The following is a 3862-nucleotide window of genomic DNA, read 5'->3' as shown; positions in this document are numbered from 1 at the left end:
GCGCCGCCGTTGCGCAGGAAGGAGAGGGCACGCGCCGCCGACGGAGGCAGGTCGTCCACGACGATGCCCGGAGCGGGCGGGCCGTCCATCGCGGGCGCGGCACCACCGCCATTGCGGAGGAACGACAGCGGGCGCGCGGCGGACGGAGGCAGGTCGTCCATCACCACGGGCGCGGGAGGCACGCTGGCGGGAGTCGCAACAGGGCCGCCCGCACCACCGCCATTGCGGAGGAAGGAGAGGGGCCGGGCTGCGACGGGAGACAGGCCCTCCATGATCGCGGCGGGAGGCGTCCTCGTGGCCGACTGGGGCGCCGCGAGGTGCGGCGGGATGAATGCGGGCGATGCCGCTCCCGCATGCGCAGCCGGGCCCTGCGCCTCGAACGGACGCGGCGAAGCTCCCGCTTGCGGTGTACTGCCTGGGGCCTCGAACGGACGCGGCGAAGCTCCCGCTTGCGGTGCACTGCCTGGGGCCTCGAATGGGCGCGGCGAAGCTCCCGCATGCGCGGCCGGGCCCTGCGCCTCGAACGGGCGCGGCGAAGCTCCCACATGCGGTGCACTGCCCGGGGCCTCGAACGGGCGCGGCGAAGCCCCCAAATGGGCGGCCGGGCCCTGCGCCTCGAACGGACGCGGCGAAGCTCCCGCATGCGCGGCCGGGCCCTGCGCCTCGAACGGACGCGGCGAAGCTCCTGCTTGCGGTGCACTGCCTGAGGCGTCGAACGGACGAGGTGTGGCCCCCGCGTAGGCATCCGGCTCCCGTGCTTCGAACGGACGCGGCGCGGCCCCTGCTTGGAGCGGCGTAGCCCCCGCGTAGGCGGCAGGCCCCGGCGCATCAGGCGATGAGCGCGGCGGCGCCGCTACGGGCGCGGCCACCGCGCGCACGTCGGACGAACGGGACGGAGGAGGCTCGGACGGGGCCTCAGACGCGAAAGTTCGAGGGACCGGAGCGACCTCCTGGCGCTCCGGACGTGCTCTTCGTGGCGCCATCCGCGCCGAGCCCCGCCGACAGCCGCTCCACGCGGGCCAGCAGGTCCGGAATCGAACCGGCGGGGGACAGCTGGATGGCCTTGAGCAGCGCCATCTCCAGCGCCAGCCGGGGCTGCGCCGCGCGCGAAACGTCCCAGATGCAGCCGTGCACGATGTCGAACAGGCGCGACAGCTGCGCGGTGTCCGCTTCCTTCGCGAGCGCCAGGAGCGCCTTCTGTTCGGACTCGGCCAGCTCCTGCGGCGCCTCTCCCAGCGACTTGGTGACGAACAGGTGCCGCAGCTGCAGCGCCAGCTCCTCCGCCAGCCGCTTCAGGTCCAGGCCCCGGTTGAACACCTCGTCCACGCGGCCCAGCACGCGCTTCGCGTCCTTGCGGACCAGCGCCTCCGCGAAGTCCTGCACCACCGTGCGGTCGATGGCGCCCATCGCCTCCGCGACCGCCTCGTCCGTGGGGTTGGGACCGCACGACGCGAGAATCTGGTCCAGGAGGCTGAGCGCGTCGCGCATGCCGCCTTCGGACTGGCGCACCACCAGCGACAGCGACTGCTCGGAGATGCCCGCCTTCTCCGCCAGGCAGATCTCCTTGAGCCGCTGGAGCATCCGCGCCGCGGAGATGCGGCGGAAGTTGTGGCGCTGGCAGCGCGACAGGATGGTGTCCGGGAGCTTGTGCGCCTCCGTCGTCGCGAAGATGAACTTCACGTGACCGGGCGGCTCCTCCAGCGTCTTCAGGAGCGCGTTGAACGCCGCCCCCGAGAGCATGTGAACCTCGTCGATGATGTAGATCTTGTGCCGGTCGCGCTGCGGCAGGTACTTCGCGTTCTCGCGGATCTCGCGCACGTTCTCGACGCCGTTGTTCGACGCGCCGTCGATCTCCGCCACGTCCACGCTGGTGCCAGCCGTGATTTCGGTGCAGGCCCGGCAGGTGCCACACGGGTTCGCCGTGGGCCCCTGCTCACAGTTGAGGGCCTTGGCGAGCAGGCGGGCGGCCGTCGTCTTGCCCACCCCTCGAGGGCCACAGAACAGGTACGCGTGCGCGACCCGGTCCATCTTGATGGCATTCCCGATGGTCCGGACGACGTGCTCCTGTCCGGTCATGTCATCGAACGTCTGCGGGCGCCATTTCCGGGCGAGGACGAGGTAGCTCATGGGGGACGTCATCTAAACACGGCGGGGCGAATGATCCATGGAACGTCCATTCCTCCCGCCGTGAGACGCACTCCGCCTCAGCGTCCGAGCGCCTGTAGCACCACGTTGGCCGCGTTGTGGCCCGCCGCGCCGATGACGCTGCCCGCCGGGTGGCAGCCCGCGCTGCAGAAGTAGAGCCCCTGCACCGGCGTCTCATAGGGCAGCCGGTCGGTGAACCCCAGCTTGTTGTCCACATGATGGATGTGGCCGCGCGTGATGCCGAAGTGGGACTCAATCTTCGGCGGCGTGAGCGCGAAGTACTCCTGGACGAGGTCGCTCGTCCCCGGGGCGAAGCGGTCGCAGATGGACAGCAGGTGCTTCACGTACCTGTCCTCCTCCTTCTCCCAGGTGGTGCCCACGAGCTTCTCCGGCACCCACTCCACGAAGAGGGCGGAGTTGTGATGGCCTTCCGCGTCCTTCAGGGACGGGTCCACGGTGGTGTGCACGTACCACTCGATGGAGGGGAACTCCGCCAGCCGCCCCGCCTTGGACTCCTGGTAGCCCCGCGCGAGCGCCCCCAGCACGTCGTCCTCCTGGGGCAGCAGGTGGATGGTGGGCCCGAACTGGCCCCGGTCCTCCGGCAGGCAGGTGAAGGTGGGCAGCCCCTTGAGGCACAGGTTCACCTTCAGCGTGGTGCCCGGTGCCGACATGCCATCCACCTTGCGGCGGTAGTCGCCCGGCACCGCGGCCGAGTCCACAAGCTTCAGCGTGCGGAAGGGGTCCGCGTTGGAGACGACCACCTTCGCGGAGAGCTCCTCGCCGCCCTCCAGCACCACGCCCTTCACCACGCCCGCGTCCACGCGCACCGAGGCCACCTTCGCGCCAGTGCGGATGACCGCGCCGTGCTTGCGCGCGAGCTGCGCGATGCGCTGGGTGACGGTGCCCATGCCGCCTTCGACGATCATCCACGTGCCGCCGCTGCCCGGCAGCCGGCAGAGGTTGTGCACCAGCAGGTTCATGCCCGTGCCCGGCGTGTCATAGCCGCCGTCCAGGCCGGAGAACGCGTCGGTGACGGCGTACATCGCCTTCACGAAGTCGGACTGGTAGCCGAAGCGCTCCAGGTACTCGCGCGCCGTGCCGCGACACAGCCGGATGAAGTGCTGGCGCAGGGCAGGGCGCACGTAGCGCTCGGCCGTCTCCTCCAGGGACAGCGGCGGCAGGAGCCACGCGGGGGCCAGGTCCTCGCGCAGCGCGCCGAGCTCGGTGTTCATCGCCACGTGGGCGTCCCAGTCCGCCTCGGAGAAGAACTCGCGGAACTGCCGCTCCAGCTCCCGCTCGTCCGAACCGAACAGCAGGTAGCGCTTGTCCATCGTCGGCAGGAAGTAGTGCGGATCCCTGCGCTTGAGGGGCAGGTCCAACTGGAGCTCCTGGAGCAGCTCCGGCGGCATGAGCCCCAGGAGGTACGCGCCGGTGGAGACACCCAGCTTCGGCGCGGTGCGGAACGGGTACTCCGTCTTGCACGCGCCGCCCACCATGTCCTTCTCTTCCAGCACGGTGACCGACAGGCCCCGGCGCGCGAGCATCGCCGCCGCGACAAGTCCGTTGTGGCCCGCTCCCACCACGATGACGTCAGGCATGGTCTTCCTCCTTGGGAAACGCTTGGGGAAAAGGTCGTTCCTATCCGAGCCCGGGCCTCCCCGACAAACGCCGCGCGCCTTGCGTCGGCCGTCTGGTCCAGAAAGAGTCGTCGCCGTCC

General features: G+C 70.6%; 2 protein-coding genes and 1 pseudogene. All 3 read right to left on the bottom strand.

Going from position 1 to position 3862, the window contains the following annotated elements:
* A pseudogene (locus tag D7V93_RS39815) lies at positions 1-182 on the bottom strand (DNA polymerase III subunit gamma/tau); the annotation flags it as partial.
* Between the two features lie 733 nt (positions 183-915).
* A complete protein-coding gene (dnaX, locus tag D7V93_RS39810) occupies positions 916-2127 on the bottom strand; it encodes a DNA polymerase III subunit gamma/tau (RefSeq protein WP_120648252.1) in 1212 nt (403 codons plus the stop codon).
* 77 nt (positions 2128-2204) lie between these two features.
* Entirely contained in the window at positions 2205-3743 is a 1539-nt protein-coding gene (locus D7V93_RS39805) for a phytoene desaturase family protein (protein ID WP_120648251.1), read from the bottom strand.
* Positions 3744-3862: the final 119 nt, after the last annotated feature.

The sequence above is a fragment of the Corallococcus llansteffanensis genome (assembly GCF_003612055.1).
Classification (GTDB): Bacteria; Myxococcota; Myxococcia; order Myxococcales; family Myxococcaceae; genus Corallococcus; species Corallococcus llansteffanensis.
This window is presented reverse-complemented; position numbering and strand designations above follow the sequence as displayed.